General features: G+C 66.6%; 16 protein-coding genes. 14 read left to right on the forward strand and 2 right to left on the reverse strand.

The features are described from left to right. Positions 1-11 precede the first annotated feature (11 nt). The 3 genes from QZ853_RS04365 (at position 12) to QZ853_RS04375 (ending at position 2,078) form a co-directional block, all read left to right on the forward strand. Positions 12-626: a YqaA family protein gene (locus QZ853_RS04365; protein WP_295571020.1), complete on the forward strand. Its 615-nt coding sequence runs from the start codon at positions 12-14 to the stop codon at positions 624-626. After that, complete coding sequence (locus QZ853_RS04370; RefSeq protein ID WP_295571021.1) at positions 623-1,411, forward strand: peptidoglycan DD-metalloendopeptidase family protein; 789 nt, start codon at positions 623-625, stop codon at positions 1,409-1,411. The genes QZ853_RS04365 and QZ853_RS04370 overlap by 4 nt, the downstream gene beginning before the upstream one ends. A gap of 178 nt (positions 1,412-1,589) precedes the next feature. Further along, on the forward strand, positions 1,590-2,078 hold the full coding sequence (locus tag QZ853_RS04375; RefSeq protein ID WP_295571022.1) for a hypothetical protein: 489 nt from the start codon (positions 1,590-1,592) through the stop codon (positions 2,076-2,078). A 27-nt stretch (positions 2,079-2,105) separates the two neighbouring features. Here the strand turns inward: QZ853_RS04375 and QZ853_RS04380 are convergent, their stop codons facing one another. Next, positions 2,106-2,480, reverse strand: coding sequence for an Mth938-like domain-containing protein (locus QZ853_RS04380; RefSeq protein ID WP_295571024.1), 375 nt, complete (start codon positions 2,478-2,480; stop codon positions 2,106-2,108). Between the two features lie 13 nt (positions 2,481-2,493). Continuing rightward, positions 2,494-2,799, reverse strand: coding sequence for a ribosome assembly RNA-binding protein YhbY (yhbY, locus tag QZ853_RS04385; protein WP_295571026.1), 306 nt, complete (start codon positions 2,797-2,799; stop codon positions 2,494-2,496). A gap of 65 nt (positions 2,800-2,864) precedes the next feature. Between yhbY and rlmE the strand changes: the two genes are divergently transcribed. The 11 genes from rlmE to recA all read left to right on the forward strand — a co-directional run bounded on the left by rlmE (position 2,865) and on the right by recA (position 14,286). Beyond that, positions 2,865-3,497, forward strand: a complete 633-nt coding sequence (rlmE, locus tag QZ853_RS04390) for a 23S rRNA (uridine(2552)-2'-O)-methyltransferase RlmE (protein WP_106548948.1) — start codon at positions 2,865-2,867, stop codon at positions 3,495-3,497. 69 nt (positions 3,498-3,566) lie between these two features. Next, a complete protein-coding gene (gene ftsH / locus QZ853_RS04395) occupies positions 3,567-5,501 on the forward strand; it encodes an ATP-dependent zinc metalloprotease FtsH (protein WP_295571029.1) in 1,935 nt (644 codons plus the stop codon). A gap of 101 nt (positions 5,502-5,602) precedes the next feature. After that, positions 5,603-5,788: a hypothetical protein gene (locus tag QZ853_RS04400; RefSeq protein ID WP_295565800.1), complete on the forward strand. Its 186-nt coding sequence runs from the start codon at positions 5,603-5,605 to the stop codon at positions 5,786-5,788. 593 nt (positions 5,789-6,381) lie between these two features. Beyond that, on the forward strand, positions 6,382-7,278 hold the full coding sequence (folP, locus tag QZ853_RS04405) for a dihydropteroate synthase (protein ID WP_295571031.1): 897 nt from the start codon (positions 6,382-6,384) through the stop codon (positions 7,276-7,278). Continuing rightward, positions 7,278-8,231, forward strand: coding sequence for a tRNA (adenosine(37)-N6)-dimethylallyltransferase MiaA (gene miaA, locus QZ853_RS04410; protein WP_295571033.1), 954 nt, complete (start codon positions 7,278-7,280; stop codon positions 8,229-8,231). Before folP ends, miaA begins: the two co-directional genes overlap by 1 nt. A 96-nt stretch (positions 8,232-8,327) precedes the next feature. Then, entirely contained in the window at positions 8,328-8,603 is a 276-nt protein-coding gene (gene hfq / locus QZ853_RS04415) for an RNA chaperone Hfq (RefSeq protein ID WP_004152891.1), read from the forward strand. Positions 8,604-8,617: 14 nt separating this feature from the next. Next, positions 8,618-9,928: a ribosome rescue GTPase HflX gene (hflX, locus tag QZ853_RS04420; RefSeq protein WP_295571035.1), complete on the forward strand. Its 1,311-nt coding sequence runs from the start codon at positions 8,618-8,620 to the stop codon at positions 9,926-9,928. 103 nt (positions 9,929-10,031) lie between these two features. Further along, positions 10,032-10,526: a nicotinamide-nucleotide amidohydrolase family protein gene (locus tag QZ853_RS04425; RefSeq protein WP_295571037.1), complete on the forward strand. Its 495-nt coding sequence runs from the start codon at positions 10,032-10,034 to the stop codon at positions 10,524-10,526. 34 nt (positions 10,527-10,560) lie between these two features. Beyond that, a complete protein-coding gene (gene ubiB / locus QZ853_RS04430; RefSeq protein WP_295571140.1) occupies positions 10,561-12,243 on the forward strand; it encodes a 2-polyprenylphenol 6-hydroxylase in 1,683 nt (560 codons plus the stop codon). A gap of 165 nt (positions 12,244-12,408) precedes the next feature. Next, complete coding sequence (gene lexA, locus QZ853_RS04435; RefSeq protein ID WP_295571039.1) at positions 12,409-13,044, forward strand: transcriptional repressor LexA; 636 nt, start codon at positions 12,409-12,411, stop codon at positions 13,042-13,044. A gap of 204 nt (positions 13,045-13,248) precedes the next feature. Next, positions 13,249-14,286 (forward strand): recombinase RecA, encoded by a 1,038-nt coding sequence (recA, locus tag QZ853_RS04440; RefSeq protein WP_295571041.1) that lies wholly within the window; start codon positions 13,249-13,251, stop codon positions 14,284-14,286. Positions 14,287-14,309: the final 23 nt, after the last annotated feature.

Raw genomic sequence — 14,309 nt, forward strand, 5'->3', positions numbered from 1 at the left:
AGCAGGGTTGCATGAAGATTTTCGGGCCGCTGTACGAGCGGGCGATGAAGTGGGCGGCGCACGAACGCGCGCCGACCTACCTGACGGTGCTGAGCTTCTTCGAAGCGATCATCTTCCCGGTAATGCCGGAGGTGATGCTGGCGCCGATGTGCGTGGCCCAGCCCAAGCGCGGCTGGTGGTTTGCCACGCTCAGCCTGGCCGGTTCGATGGTCGGCGCCGTGGTCGGCTACGCGCTGGGTCACTTCGCCTTCGAAGCGGTCAAGCCGCTGTTCGAGGCGCTGGGCATGTTGCCGGCGATCGAGCAGGGCATCACCACCGTGCAGGCGAAGATGGCTGAATCGCCGTGGGCGGTGTTCACCTTCCTGGTGCTGGGCGGCTTCATGCCGATCCCGATGAAGGTCTTCACGTGGGCGTCGGGTATCGTCGGTGTACCGATGCCGCAGTACCTGTTGAGCATGTTGATCGGTCGTGGCAAGCGCGTGTACGTGCTGGCCGCGGTCATCCGTATCGGTGGTGCGCGTGCCGAAGCGGCGCTTCGTCGCTGGATTGAACCGCTGGGCTGGATCGCCACTGCGTTGGTGGTGGTGCTGATTGCCTGGCTCGTATGGAGGTCGAAGTTCGCATGAGTCCTGATCGTCTGAGCAAGGGAGTGCGCATCGGCGCGCTGGCGTTGCTGGTTTCCACCCTGGCCGCCTGCGGCACCGCCACTGTGGTCCGCCCGGGCGGCAGCGGCAGCGCCGGCACTGGCGTGACCACGCCGAAGACCTCGGTGCCCAAGCCGGGGCAGACCGTGGTCGTGCGCAAGGGCGACACCATCTATGCGCTGGCCCGCATCCACGACATCACCCCAGCCGACCTGATTGCCTGGAACAGCCTGGACAATCCTTCGACCATCTATCCGGGGCAGGTCATCCGCTTGTATCCGGCGGGTGCCGGCGGCGGTCGTGCGCCGACCACGGTGGTGACGCCGCCGCGTTCCGGTGGCGGCAGCGCTGGCAGTACCGCGCCGACCACCGCACCCGTGGGGCCGGTCAAGAGCAACATTGCCTGGCGCTGGCCCGCCGATGGCGCGATCGTTGGCCGCTATGTGGCCGGCGACGCGACCAAGCAGGGCGTAGACATCGCCGGTACCAGCGGCCAGGCGGTGAAGGCCACCGCCAATGGCGTGGTGGTGTATTCCGGTGCCGGCCTGGTCGGGTATGGCGAGCTGATCATCATCAAGCACAGTGACCAGTGGCTGTCGGCCTATGGCCACAACCGCAAGCGCCTGGTGAACGAAGGCCAGAGCGTGAAGGCCGGCGAGCAGATCGCCGAGATGGGCCGTACCGGTGCGAACCGCGACATGGTCCACTTCGAGATCCGTTACAACGGCAAGCCGGTCGACCCGCAGCAGTATCTGCCGGCGCGCTGACGCTGGCAGATGCGGGTAGCGCCGGGCCATGCCCGGCGCTTCTGACCTATGGAGTCGAGCCACCGGACTCAGGTATCGCGGAGACGCGGACATTTCCGATCTGGTGTGTCGCGGGATCATCTTCACGTCGAAGGGAAGGCACGGCATTCTGGGGCGGCCCCTGCCGACCCGGTGCCCCATGTCCCGTCTTGCCTCCGCTCTCGTGCTGCTCACCGTCGCGCCGCTGGCAACCGCCGCCAGCGATCCGCACGAGGTCGCCACCCGCTTCCACGCCGCCCTGCAGGCCAGTGCGCCAGACCAGGCCGCGATTGCGCCATTGCTGGGCGACGCCCTGCGCGCGGCTATCAATGCGCAGCGCGCGTACGAGCGGGCCTGCACCGCTCTGGCGACGCCTGACGAAAAGCCGCACATGCTGGACCAGAGCCCCTATCTCATGGCGCCGGACCGGCCGGAAACGGTAAGGGTGGGGTTGCGCGCGACGAGCGGCGATGCCAGCTGGGTGCCTGTCGAGATGGCGATAGGCGACTATCGCTGGAACGATCGGGTTCTGCTGCAGAGGCAGGGCCAGGACTGGAAGATCATGGATATCCGCTGGGGCCAGGGCGGCAGCCTGATCGGGCGGCTGAAGGACTTCTCGGCCGTCCGTTGCTCCGCCGCGCACAGGTAGCGCCGGGCCATGCCCGGCGGCACCACGTCAGCCTTCGAGAATGAAGGCGGCTGCGACCTTGCGGCCTTCGCCAGCCAGGATATTGAAGGTACGCGCGGCGGCCGGATTATTCATCACTTCCAGCCCGATCCCGCGCGACAGGCAGGCGGCGATGACCACTGCAGGCGGGAACACCTGGCGGTCACCGGTGCCGAGTACGATCAGGGCCGGGTTCAGGGCCAGGATCGGCTCAAGGTCGGCCAGCTGCAGTTCGGCGGCCTGATTCACCGGCCAGTGCTCGACCAGCTGTTCCGGGGTCAGGAAGAAACTGCTGCCCAGCACCCGCTCATTGACCCGGGCCGAGCGGCCGTCGGCGGCGCGCAGGCTGTAGGCGTAATCAGGCGGTTCGTGGTTCAGCTGCATGGCAGTAGGGCGATCAGCCGCGCGGCAGCACGATCTGGCGCTGTTCCTTGCTGGGGCGGTACAGAACGGCGACGTGGCCGATGCGCTGCACCAGCGCGCTCTCGGTGGCGTCGACGATCTCGCTGATCATCACATCACGCGCCTCGCGATCCTCGGCGGCGACCTTCACCTTCACCAGTTCGTGGCGCTCCAGCACTTCGTTCAGCTCAGCGAGGAAGGCCGGGGTCACGCCCTTGCCGCCGGTCTGCAGCAGGGCCTTCAGGTCGTGGGCTTGGCCGCGCAGGAAACGGGTCTGGGAGGCGGTCAGGGCGATGGACATGCAGGAAAAGACGGTTGAATGGGGCGATCAGGGTATCATGAGGACCCCATCCGCCCCTATTTTCAATGGCTACCCGCAGCAAAAGCAGCCAGCGCTGGCTCAAGGAACACTTCTCCGACCCCTTCGTGAAGAAGGCCCAGGCCGAAGGCATGCGCTCACGCGCCGCCTACAAGCTCGAAGAGCTGCTTGAACGTGACCGGCTGCTGAAGCCACACATGGTGGTGGTCGACCTCGGCGCGGCCCCGGGCGGCTGGTCTCAGCAGGTGCGGAGACAGATCGGCGACACCGGTCGCGTGCTGGCCCTGGACATCCTGGAGATGCCGCCGCTGGCCGGCGTGGAGTTCCTTCACGGTGACTTCAGGGAAGAAGCCGTCCTATCGCAGTTTGAAGCCATGCTCGGGGATCAGCCGGTAGACCTTGTGCTGTCGGACATGGCCCCCAATAAGAGTGGTGTGGGCGCGGTCGACCAGCCGCGGATGATGCACCTGGCGGAGCTGGCCCTGGATTTTGCCGACAACCACCTCAAGACCGGTGGGGCGTTCCTGATCAAGCTGTTCCAGGGCGAAGGCTTTGACGACTACGTGCGTGACATGCGCCGCCGGTACGACAAAGTCTCCATCCGCAAGCCGGAAGCGTCGCGCAAGCGCTCGCCCGAGGTGTATGCCTTGGGTCAGGGAAAACGCGCCCACATGAAGTAAGCTCGCAACGTACGCAAGTTCGACCCCAACGCAACGCCAGCACTGAGAGGAACACCGGAGCCAATGAGGATGAACGACTTGACCAAGAACCTCCTGCTATGGGTGGTCGTCGCCGTCGTGCTGATGGTGGTCTTCCAGAGCTTCTCGCCCAAGACCTCCGGGGCTGGGGCGCAGGGCGCGTCGTATTCGCAGTTCCTGGACCAGGTGGACAGCGGCAACGTGCAGAAGGTCGCCTTCGGCGGCGACATGCGCGGCGGCACCAGCCAGCTGACCTACACCACCCGCGGTGGGCAGTCGTCCACCATCACCGCGCCGTTCGATCGTGACCTGATCAACGTGCTGCGCACCAAGAACGTGGAGATCGTGCAGGAGGAGCCGTCCAGCGGCATTTCCCTCGGTGCGATCCTGATGAATTTCCTGCCGGTCATCCTGATCATCGGCTTCTGGCTGTTCATCATGCGCCAGATGCAGGGCGGCGGCGGCGGTGCCAAGGGCGCGATGTCCTTCGGCAAGTCGCGCGCCAAGCTGCAGGGCGAAGACCAGATCAAGGTGACCTTCGCCGACGTCGCCGGCTGCGACGAGGCCAAGGAAGAAGTCGGCGAACTGGTCGACTTCCTGCGCGACCCGTCCAAGTTCACCAAGCTGGGCGGCAAGATTCCGCGCGGCGTGCTGATGGTCGGCCCGCCGGGCACCGGCAAGACGCTGCTGGCCAAGGCCATCGCCGGCGAAGCCAAGGTGCCGTTCTTCTCGATCTCCGGTTCGGACTTCGTTGAAATGTTCGTCGGTGTCGGCGCCAGCCGCGTGCGCGACATGTTCGAGCAGGCCAAGAAGCATGCCCCCTGCATCATCTTCATCGACGAAATCGACGCCGTTGGTCGTCACCGTGGTGCTGGCCTGGGCGGCGGTCATGATGAGCGCGAGCAGACCCTGAACCAGCTGCTGGTCGAGATGGACGGTTTCGAGGGTGGCGAAGGCGTGATCGTGATCGCCGCGACCAACCGTCCGGATGTGCTGGACCCGGCGCTGTTGCGACCGGGCCGCTTCGACCGCCAGGTCGTGGTCGGCCTGCCGGACGTGAAGGGCCGCGAGCACATCCTGAAGGTGCACATGCGCAAGCTGCCGCTGGCCGACGACGTCGAGCCGATGGTGATCGCGCGCGGTACCCCGGGCTTCTCCGGTGCCGACCTGGCCAACCTCTGCAACGAGGCGGCCCTGTTCGCCGCGCGTGGCAACGAGAAGGAAGTCCGCATGGACCACTTCGACCGTGCCCGCGACAAGATCCTGATGGGTGCCGAGCGCCGCTCGATGGCCATGAGCGAGGACGAGAAGACGCTCACGGCCTACCACGAAGCCGGCCATGCCATCGTCGGCCGGCTGGTGCCCGAGCACGATCCGGTCTACAAGGTCACCATCATTCCTCGCGGCCGTGCGTTGGGTGTGACCATGTACCTGCCGGAAGGCGACAAGTACTCGATGAACCGCGTGGCGATCCAGTCGCAGCTGTGCTCGCTGTACGGCGGCCGTGTCGCTGAAGAGCTGATCTTCGGTGAGGACAAGGTCACCACCGGTGCCTCCAACGACATCGAGCGCGCCACCAAGATGGCCCGCAACATGGTCACCAAGTGGGGCCTGTCCGAGCAGCTCGGCCCGATCGCTTACGGCGAAGAGGACGACGAGGTGTTCCTGGGCCGTTCGGTCACCCAGCACAAGAGCGTGTCCAACGACACCGCGCGCCGCATCGACGAGGAAGTGCGCAACATCCTCGACAAGGCCTACGCCCGCACCACGCAGCTGCTGACCGACAACATCGACAAGCTGCACGCGATGTCGCAGCTGCTGCTGCAGTACGAGACCATCGACGCGCCGCAGATCGACGCCATCATGGAAGGCCGCGATCCGCCGCCGCCGGCTGGCTGGAACAAGTCGAGCAAGGACGGTGGCAACGACAAGGGCGGCGACGCCCGTCCGCTGCCGCCGATCGCAGGCCCGGCCGAGTCGCACTGACGGCCCGCGGCAGGCGACACCAGACGAGGCCGGGGCAACCCGGCCTCGTCGTTTCCGGGGCCGCGCCCCTCCCGAAGAACCGAACTGACGCTGGAGCCCGCATGTCCGCCCCGAAGCCCGAACCGATTTCCCACGCCGTCGAAATGATCATCGCCACGGTGGTCGGCGTGGGCGTTGGCCTGGGCGCCGACAACCTGCTGCTGGGCTGTGTGGTGGGCATTGCGGTCGGCATCGTGCTGAGCATCGCCAAGACCCTCTACGTGGACCGCAAGCGCCGCCGCCGTTGAGGGGTGTCTGCAGGGCTGCGCCCTCCACCCGTGGTAGTGCCGGCCGCTGGCCGGCAACCTCAGCAGCAACAGCAACAGCAACAGCAACAGCAACAGCAGCATTCTGGGGATGGTGGGGCGGTGTGGGCAGGCAGGACACGCCGTGAACCCGTCCTTGGGGGCTCGATGGCGCCGTCCATGGCGCCAACGGTCCTGCCAACCCACACCGCCCCACCTCTGACAGATTCCTGTCGCTGTTGGTAGGTGTCGACCTTGGTCGACACGGCAGATCCACGGCATGCGTGGATGCATGTCGATTCCAATTCGAAATATTCGATTCCGATGGAGATTCATCCACGCATGTCGTGGATCTACCGCAGACGGCGAGAAACTGTCGAAGGCGGGGTGGGTCCGGTTGCGGGGGCGTGAGCCGCATGGGTGCGGCGACCCAGCTTACATGGACGTACGTGCAGCGTCCCCCGCATCCGGACCCACCCCGCCATTCCTCAGCAGGCCAGCTGTTGCTCGGGCTGTGCTGTAGCTCTGGCCTCTGCGGGTGCAGGGCGCCGCCCTGCCGAACTAAACTATCCGTCGTTGTCCCAGCAGGAATGCCCATGTTCGATACCTCGCCCCAGCTCGATTGCGCCGGCCGCATCCTGCGCCTGGACCGTGCCCGGGTCATGGGCATCGTCAACGTCACCCCGGACTCGTTCTCCGACGGCGGCGCGCACGACACCACCGAGGCCGCAGTCGCTCATGGCCTGAAGCTGGTCGAAGAGGGTGCGGATCTGCTGGACATCGGCGGCGAATCGACGCGCCCGGGCGCTGCGCCGGTATCGGTGGAGGACGAGTTGCGCCGGGTGATTCCGGTGATCGAGCAGCTGGCCGCCCGCAGCCGGGTGCCGATCAGCATCGACACCTTCAAGCCGGAAGTGATGCGCGCGGCGGTGGCCGCTGGCGCCGGCATGATCAACGACATCTACGGCCTGCGTCAGGAAGGGGCCCTGGATGCGGCCGCTGCAACCGGCGTGCCGGTGGTGCTGATGCACATGCAGGGCGAGCCGGGCCATATGCAGGCCGATCCACACTACGACGACGTGGTCGCCGAGGTGCACGGCTTCCTGGTCCAGCGCCTGTTTGCTGCCGAGATGGCGGGCATTGCGAAGAGGAACCTGCTGATCGATCTCGGTTTCGGTTTCGGCAAGACCACTGCCCACAACATGACCCTGCTGGCACGCTCCGAGCGCTTCCTGGAACTGGGCGTGCCGATGCTGGCCGGCCTGTCGCGCAAGCGCAGCCTTGGCGAACTGACCGGTCGCGACACGCCGTCCGAGCGCGTGGCCGCGTCGGTGGCCGCGCACCTGATTGCGGTGCAGCGCGGCGCACGCATCGTGCGCGTGCATGATGTAGCCGCCACCGTCGATGCGCTGAAGATCTGGCAGGCCGTCGACGCCGTGCCAACGCCGCGCGCCGACGCCACGCCGACGATCCGCTGGCCGGACGAAGACTGATGGGCATCGACCGGCGGCCACTGGCGATCGCCGTGATGGGGCCGACCGCCAGTGGCAAGACCGCCACCGCGATCGCCCTGGCGAAGCAGCTGGATGGCGAGATCGTCAGCGTCGATTCGGCGCTGGTCTACCGCCATCTGGATATCGGTTCGGCCAAGCCCGACGCCGCCGAGCGTGCACAGGCGCCGCACCATCTGCTGGACCTGCGCGATCCATGGCAGACCTATTCGGCGGCCGAGTTCGCCGCCGATGCTGGCCGGGTCGTGGCCGACATCGTGGCGCGTGGCAAGACACCGATCCTGGCAGGTGGCACGGGGCTGTACTTCCGGGCCCTGCTGCAGGGCCTGTCGCCGATGCCGGCGGCCGACCCGGTGATGCGCGAAGCGATCGGCGCCGAAGCCGCCGAGCGTGGTTGGGCGGCGCTGCATGTGGAACTGGCGCGGGTTGATCCGGCCGCCGCCGCGCGGATCCGCGCCACCGACCCGCAGCGCATCCAGCGGGCGCTCGAGGTCTACCGTCTCACTGGCACCCCGATCAGTGAATGGCAGCGCCGGCAGGGCGTGGCGCCGCTGCCGGTGCGCACCCTCAAGCTGATCCTGGCCCCGCGTGACCGCGCCGTCCTGCACCGGCGCATCGAGACCCGCTTCGATCTCATGCTTGCGCAGGGCTTCCTCGACGAGGTGCGGGCGCTGCGTGCGATGCCGGAGATGGCCGCCGTGACGGCGCCGCTGGACCTGCCGGCGGTGCGTGCGGTCGGCTATCGCCAAGCCTGGGAGTACCTGGACGGCAACGGTGATGCCGTCCGTTTCCGTGACAAGGCGATCTTCGCCACCCGCCAGTTGGCCAAGCGCCAGCTGACCTGGCTGCGCGGCGAACTTGATGCGCGCTGGTTCGACCCCCATGTGGATGGGGAGCGCCTGGCAGGCGCGGTGTCGACCTTCGTCGCACGCTGAACCCCCGCCAGCCGTGTAACATCACCGGTCGGCGGGCGGCTCGGGGGCCGTGGCAACCGTCGGCAACCCAATAAGAACAATAATCAGGAGTGTGCAATGTCCAAGGGGCAATCGCTGCAGGATCCTTTCTTGAATGCACTGCGGCGCGAACGCGTGCCGGTTTCGGTGTACCTGGTGAACGGCATCAAGCTGCAGGGCACGATCGAGTCGTTCGATCAGTTCGTGGTGCTGCTGCGCAATACGGTCAGCCAGATGGTCTACAAGCACGCCATTTCCACGGTGGTTCCGGCACGCAATGTGAAGGTTGGTCCGGGCGGTGGTTATGTGCAGTCGGGTGAAGGTGGTCAGGCGGGTGATGAAGCAGACGAGTAATGCCGGAGCGGTGAATGTTTGACCGCTCGAAAAAGGGCGAACACGCCCTGTTGATCCAGCCGCATTTCGGCAAGCTGGAAGACGATGTGCTGGAAGAGTTCGGTGATCTGGCCCGCTCGGCTGGGGCCAGTATTGCCGCGACGATCACCGCGCGCCTGGACCGCCCGAATCCGTCGACCCTGATCGGGAGCGGCAAGCTGGACGAGATCAAGGCCGCGGCCGATGCCAGTGGCGCCGACCTGATCTTGGTCAATCATGCGCTGAGCCCGGGCCAGGAGCGTAACCTGGAACGGTTCCTGGAGCGCCGGGTGATCGACCGTACCGGCCTGATCCTGGACATCTTCGCCCAGCGTGCGCACAGCCACGAAGGCAAGCTGCAGGTCGAGCTGGCGCAGCTGCGCCACCTGGCCACGCGGCTGGTGCGCGGCTGGACCCACCTGGAACGCCAGCGCGGCGGTTCGATCGGCCTGCGCGGCCCGGGTGAAACCCAGCTGGAAACCGACCGCCGCCTGCTGCAGAAGCGGGTCGAGCAGTTGCAGAAGCGCCTGGAAAAGGTCGAAGTGCAGCGCACCCAGATGCGCCGTGCGCGCGTGCGCAGCGAACTGCCGCGCGTGGCCCTGGTTGGCTATACCAACGCCGGCAAGTCGACCCTGTTCAATGCCATGACCGGGGCGGAGGCCTACGCGGCCGACCAGCTGTTTGCCACGCTGGACCCGACCGTGCGCCGCATCGCGGTGCCGGGCGGCAACGTGGTGCTGGCCGACACCGTCGGTTTTGTCCGCGACCTGCCGCATGACCTGGTTGCCGCGTTCCGCTCGACGCTGTCGGAGGCACGTGAGGCCGATTTCCTGCTTCACGTGGTTGATGCTGCCGATCCGCACCGCGAGGAGCGCATTGCCCAGGTCGACGAGGTGCTGACCGCAGTCGGTGCCGGCGATCTGCCGCAGCTGCTGGTGTTCAACAAGATCGACCGCATCGACGGCGCCGACGTCCGCCATGACGGCCAGGACGGCATCCCGGACGAATCACGGCGTGAACGCGTCTGGATCTCCGCACGCGACGGGCGGGGCCTGGAGCTGTTGCAGGCGGTGCTGGGCAAGCGCCTTGGCCTGCAGCACGTCACCGGCGAACTGCGCCTGCCGCCCGATGCAGGCCGCCTGCGCGCGCGCCTGCACCAGCTGGAAGTGATCCGCAGCGAGCGGGCCGATGAAGAGGGCTGGCTGCTGCAGGTCGACCTGCCGATCGCTGAAGCTGAGAAACTGGCTGCCAGCGCCGACGGTGCGCCGATCCGCGCCCTGCTACCGGAAAAACTGCCGGAGTGGTGAGGCGGCGCCGGGCCATGCCCGGCAGCTGCCTGCGCGACGGCGCGCGACATGACGCTGTCATCTGCGGTACAACGTGCAGGTTCTTCACCCCACCGTCATGCCGATGTCCCTCCCCACCGACGCCGACCTCAACGCCCAGTCCGCCGCGCTCGGACAGCGCCTGCAGCAGGCCTCGCTGCAGCTGGTGACCGCTGAAAGCTGCAGCGGCGGCTGGATCGCCAAGTGCATGACCGATATTGCCGGCTCCTCGGCGTTCTTCGACTGCGGCATGGTGGTCTACAGCTACGAAGCCAAGCAGCGCCTGTTGGGCGTTCGCGCGCAGACCCTGGAGCAGTTCGGTGCGGTCAGCCGCGAAACCGTGCTGGAAATGGTCTCCGGGGCGCTGGTCAATTCCGGTGCCGGTATCGCGGTGGCGGTGACCGGCATCGCCGGCCCCGGCGGCGGCAGCCCGGACAAGCCGGTCGGCAGTGTCTGGATCGGCTGGAAGCGCCGTGGCGGCTACGCCCGCGCCGAACTGTTCCAGTTCGACGGAGACCGTGAAGCCATCCGCCGGCAAACCGTGGCGGCGGCATTGCGCGGCATCGACGCCCAGCTGTGACATGCTGCTCCGGTAATCGTCCGGAGCACACATGATGTGGGAAACGCTGGGCACGGTCCGTGACCTGGGCCGACTGCAGGAAATCGCCGTCGTCCTGATCCGCTATGGCTTCGGCGACGTGGTGCGGCGAATCGGCCTGGCCACCACGCTGGAGCGGGCAGGGCGCCTGCTGCACTGGAACGAGGACCGACAGGAACTGCTGCGGATGACAGCGCCGGTGCGCGTGCGCAGCGCAATGCAGGATCTTGGCCCGACCTTCGTCAAGCTCGGCCAGGTGCTGGCGACGCGCGTCGACCTGCTGCCGCCGGAATGGATCGCCGAGCTGTCCGAGCTGCAGAATGCGGTGCCCGCGCTGCCGTACGCTGAAATCCGCGAGCAGCTCGAGTCCGACCTTGGCGCCTCACCGGCCGAGGTGTTTGCCTTCCTCGATGAAACCCCGATGGCGGCTGCGTCGCTGGCGCAGGCCCATCGCGCGCGCCTGCATGACGGCCGCGAGGTGGTGCTGAAGGTGCGTCGTCCCGGCATCCGTGATGTGGTCGAGGCCGACCTGCGCTTGCTGGCGCGGCTGGCCGAGATCGTCGAGGCGCGCCTGCCAGACCTGCGTCGCTATCGTCCGGCCGAGGTCGTGCAGCAGTTCACCGTGTCGCTGCGCCGCGAGCTGGATTTCGCCGGCGAATGTCGCAACGCCGAGCGCATCGCGCGCAACTTCAGCGGCTGCGACGACATCCTGATACCTAGCGTGCACTGGCAGTGGACCTGCGAGAGCCTGAACGTCCAGGATTTCGTCGACGGCATTCCCGGCCGAGACCTGGCCGGTGTCGATGCGGCCGGGCTGGATCGCCGTGAACTGGCCCGGCGCGGCGCCAACATCGTGTTGAAGATGGTGTTGGAGGACGGCAGCTTCCATGCGGATCCGCACCCGGGCAACATCATCTACCTGCGCGACGGCCGCATCGGCGTGATCGACTTCGGCATGGTCGGCGCCCTGTCCGAGGTGCGCCGCTTCCAGGTCGCGCAGCTGCTGCACGGGCTGGTCGAGCAGGACCCGCAGGGCGTGGCCGACGTGTTGCTGGACTGGGCCGGTGGCGTGGAAGTGGACGAGAACCGGCTGCAGCACGACATCAGCCAGTTCGTCGACCAGTACCGCGGCGTGCCGCTGAAGGACCTGCGCATCGGCCTGATGCTGGGCGACATCACCCAGCTGCTGCGCAGCTACAGTCTGACCTTGCCTGCAGATCTTGCGTTGATGATCAAGGCCTTCCTGACCCTGGAAGGCATGGGCCGGCAGCTGGACCCGGATTTCGACATGGCCAGCGCCGCACGCCCGTTCCTGGAGCGGGTGGTGCTGCAGCGCTATGCGCCCAAAGCCCTGCTCAAGCGTGGCCGACGCAGCCTGCTGGGGCTGGTCGACTTCGCCGGCGAGCTGCCACGCGACCTGCGCAAACTGGTGCAGGCGGCGCGTCGTGGACGCCTGCAGCTGAAGGTGGAGACCAGCGCGCTGCAGGGCTTTGGCGAGCAGGTCAACCGTGCCGCGAACCGGCTGGTGATGGGCATCGTCACCGCCGCGCTGATCATCGGGTCGTCGATCGTGATGCACAGCGTCGGTGGTGTTTCCAGCCGCTGGCTGCTGGCGCTGGGCGTGTGTGGCTTCATCGGCGCCGGCTTCTGCGGCATATGGATCCTGTTTTCGATATGGAGAAGCGGCAAGCACAGCTAGCGCGCGTGCCGCAGCGGTTCCTCCAGAGCCGACCGCTGGTCGGCGGCTCTCGCCCTTGCCAGTCCAGGCAGTCGCCCGCTTGCCAAGCAGGGTTCGGCAGGAAAGCCTCTGGCGCGTCGCCGCGGGTACTTGCAGTGCCGGGCATTAGTAGTAATACTACTAATCATGGACCTGACCGACACCCAGCAGGCGATCCTGCAGTTGATCGCCGAGCGTATCGAGAGCGAGGGCGCGCCGCCGTCGCAGACTGAAATCGCACGTGCGTTCGGCTTCAAGGGCGTGCGCGCGGCCCAGTACCACCTGGAAGCCCTGGAGCACGCCGGCGCGATCCGTCGCATCCCGGGCCAGGCCCGCGGCATCCGCCTGGTGCAGGCGCCGCCGGTGGAGAAGCTGGCCGAGCCGGGGTTGCCTGACAGCGTGCTGCGGCTGCCGGTGCTGGGCCGGGTCGCGGCCGGCCTGCCGATCGGTGCCGACATCGGTTCGGATGATTTCGTGGTGCTGGACCGGGTGTTCTTCTCGCCGGCGCCGGATTACCTGTTGAAGGTGCAGGGCGATTCGATGATCGACGAAGGCATTTTCGACGGTGACCTGATCGGCGTGCACCGCACCCGCGATGCTCATTCGGGGCAGATCGTGGTGGCGCGCATCGATGAAGAGATCACCGTCAAGCTGCTGAAGATCGCCAAGGACCGCATTCGCCTGCTGCCGCGCAACCCCGATTACAAGCCGATCGAGGTGCTGCCGGACCAGGACTTTGCGATCGAAGGCCTCTATTGCGGCCTGCTGCGACCCAACCGTTGACCCGTTTCACAGCGCATTACCCCGCGGTCTTTTGTGGCGATTCTCTGGTTCCACTGAGGTTGGTACGGATGTCCGATAATTCTTTTCAGAGCGCCGGGCAGAATCTCAGCCTGTGCGATACGTCCGACTTAAAGTGAACCCATGGCAAAGAAGACCCCCAAAGACAGCACCTCCAACGACATTACCTCTGCAAGGACCCATCCGATGGACGAGAACAAGAAGCGCGCCCTCGCTGCAGCTCTGGGCCAGATCGAGAAGCAGTTCGGCAAGGGCTCGGTGATGCGCATGGGCGACCGTGTGGTCGAGCCCGTCGAAGCGATCCCGACCGGCTCGCTGATGCTCGACATCGCACTGGGCATCGGCGGCCTTCCGAAGGGCCGTGTCGTTGAGATCTACGGGCCGGAGTCTTCGGGCAAGACCACCCTGACCCTGCAGGCCATCGCCGAATGCCAGAAGATGGGCGGCACTGCTGCCTTCATCGACGCCGAGCATGCGCTGGACCCGATCTACGCCGGAAAGCTGGGCGTGAACGTGGATGACCTGCTGCTGTCGCAGCCGGATACCGGTGAGCAGGCGCTGGAAATTGCCGACATGCTGGTCCGTTCGGGCTCGGTGGACATCCTGGTGGTCGACTCGGTCGCCGCGCTGACCCCGAAGGCCGAAATCGAAGGCGAGATGGGCGACCAGCTGCCGGGCCTGCAGGCCCGCCTGATGAGCCAGGCACTGCGCAAGCTGACCGGCAACATCAAGCGCTCCAACACCCTGGTGATCTTCATCAACCAGCTGCGCATGAAGATCGGCGTGATGATGCCGGGCCAGAGCCCGGAAACCACCACCGGCGGCAACGCGCTGAAGTTCTACGCCTCGGTCCGCCTGGACATCCGCCGCATCGGCGCCATCAAGAAGGGCGACGAGATCATCGGCAACCAGACCAAGATCAAGGTCGTCAAGAACAAGCTGGCACCGCCGTTCAAGCAGGTCATTACCGAGATCCTGTACGGCGAAGGCATCAGCCGCGAAGGCGAACTTATCGACATGGGCGTGGAGGCCAAGCTGGTCGAGAAGGCAGGCGCCTGGTACAGCTACGGTGAAGAGCGCATCGGCCAGGGCAAGGACAACGCCCGTGGTTACCTGCGTGACAACCCGACCGTCGCTGCCAAGCTCGAAGCCGAACTGCGCGAAAAGTTCCAGCCGACTGAAGCCACCCGCGAGGAAGGCGACGACGACGGCGACGACGAGTAAGGCTTGCTGTGGGGCAGGGCGGC

The organism is uncultured Stenotrophomonas sp. (assembly GCF_913778665.1).
Classification (GTDB): Bacteria; Pseudomonadota; Gammaproteobacteria; order Xanthomonadales; family Xanthomonadaceae; genus Stenotrophomonas.

What these genes read in the sequence shown, in the direction of transcription:
- QZ853_RS04365 (WP_295571020.1), top strand. Translation starts at nt 12, where the DNA reads ATGAAGATTTTCGGGCCGCTGTACGAGCGGGCGATGAAGTGGGCGGCG.
- QZ853_RS04370 (WP_295571021.1), top strand. Translation starts at nt 623, where the DNA reads ATGAGTCCTGATCGTCTGAGCAAGGGAGTGCGCATCGGCGCGCTGGCG.
- QZ853_RS04375 (WP_295571022.1), top strand. Translation starts at nt 1,590, where the DNA reads ATGTCCCGTCTTGCCTCCGCTCTCGTGCTGCTCACCGTCGCGCCGCTG.
- QZ853_RS04380 (WP_295571024.1), bottom strand. Translation starts at nt 2,480, where the DNA reads ATGCAGCTGAACCACGAACCGCCTGATTACGCCTACAGCCTGCGCGCC.
- yhbY (WP_295571026.1), bottom strand. Translation starts at nt 2,799, where the DNA reads ATGTCCATCGCCCTGACCGCCTCCCAGACCCGTTTCCTGCGCGGCCAA.
- rlmE (WP_106548948.1), top strand. Translation starts at nt 2,865, where the DNA reads ATGGCTACCCGCAGCAAAAGCAGCCAGCGCTGGCTCAAGGAACACTTC.
- ftsH (WP_295571029.1), top strand. Translation starts at nt 3,567, where the DNA reads ATGAACGACTTGACCAAGAACCTCCTGCTATGGGTGGTCGTCGCCGTC.
- QZ853_RS04400 (WP_295565800.1), top strand. Translation starts at nt 5,603, where the DNA reads ATGTCCGCCCCGAAGCCCGAACCGATTTCCCACGCCGTCGAAATGATC.
- folP (WP_295571031.1), top strand. Translation starts at nt 6,382, where the DNA reads ATGTTCGATACCTCGCCCCAGCTCGATTGCGCCGGCCGCATCCTGCGC.
- miaA (WP_295571033.1), top strand. Translation starts at nt 7,278, where the DNA reads ATGGGCATCGACCGGCGGCCACTGGCGATCGCCGTGATGGGGCCGACC.
- hfq (WP_004152891.1), top strand. Translation starts at nt 8,328, where the DNA reads ATGTCCAAGGGGCAATCGCTGCAGGATCCTTTCTTGAATGCACTGCGG.
- hflX (WP_295571035.1), top strand. Translation starts at nt 8,618, where the DNA reads ATGTTTGACCGCTCGAAAAAGGGCGAACACGCCCTGTTGATCCAGCCG.
- QZ853_RS04425 (WP_295571037.1), top strand. Translation starts at nt 10,032, where the DNA reads ATGTCCCTCCCCACCGACGCCGACCTCAACGCCCAGTCCGCCGCGCTC.
- ubiB (WP_295571140.1), top strand. Translation starts at nt 10,561, where the DNA reads ATGTGGGAAACGCTGGGCACGGTCCGTGACCTGGGCCGACTGCAGGAA.
- lexA (WP_295571039.1), top strand. Translation starts at nt 12,409, where the DNA reads ATGGACCTGACCGACACCCAGCAGGCGATCCTGCAGTTGATCGCCGAG.
- recA (WP_295571041.1), top strand. Translation starts at nt 13,249, where the DNA reads ATGGACGAGAACAAGAAGCGCGCCCTCGCTGCAGCTCTGGGCCAGATC.